The following is a 500-nucleotide window of genomic DNA, read 5'->3' on the forward strand; positions in this document are numbered from 1 at the left end:
CCAGCGCCGTGGCGCCGCGCCGCCATGTCGCGGCCGGGCCGCTGACGCTCGTGCATCTGGGCGCGCTGGGCCGGGCGCGCGGCGCCTTCACCATGCTGGAGGCGCTGGCGCTCTGCCCCGCGGACACGCGGCTGAAGCTGATCGGCCGCTTCACCGACGGGTCGGAGGCCGAGTTCCTCGCCCGTGCCGCCGCCCTGGGCCTGGCGGAGCGCGTCGAGCGGCTGGGCTGGATGCCGCATGAGGCGGCGCTGGCCGAGGCGGCGCGCGGCGATCTCGGCCTGGTGCTGTTCCAGCCGGGGGTGGAGAACCACCGGCTGGCCCTGCCGCACAAGCTGTTCGACTGCATGCTGGCCGGGCTGCCGGTGATCGCCCCGGCCTTCGCCACCGAGGTGGCCGAGGTGGTGGCGGAGGCCGGCAACGGCCTGCTGGTGGACAGCGCCGACCCGGCCGCCATCGCGCGGGCGGTGGCGGCGCTGGCCAATCCGGCGCGGCGCCAGGCC

Annotated in this window: 1 protein-coding gene; it reads left to right on the top strand. The window is 77.6% G+C overall.

The window, feature by feature from the left end:
* Positions 1-500: glycosyltransferase (locus HMPREF0731_RS22960; RefSeq protein ID WP_157136295.1), on the top strand; the 500-nt coding region annotated here is incomplete at both ends.

The organism is Pseudoroseomonas cervicalis ATCC 49957 (assembly GCF_000164635.1).
GTDB classification, from domain to species: Bacteria; Pseudomonadota; Alphaproteobacteria; order Acetobacterales; family Acetobacteraceae; genus Pseudoroseomonas; species Pseudoroseomonas cervicalis.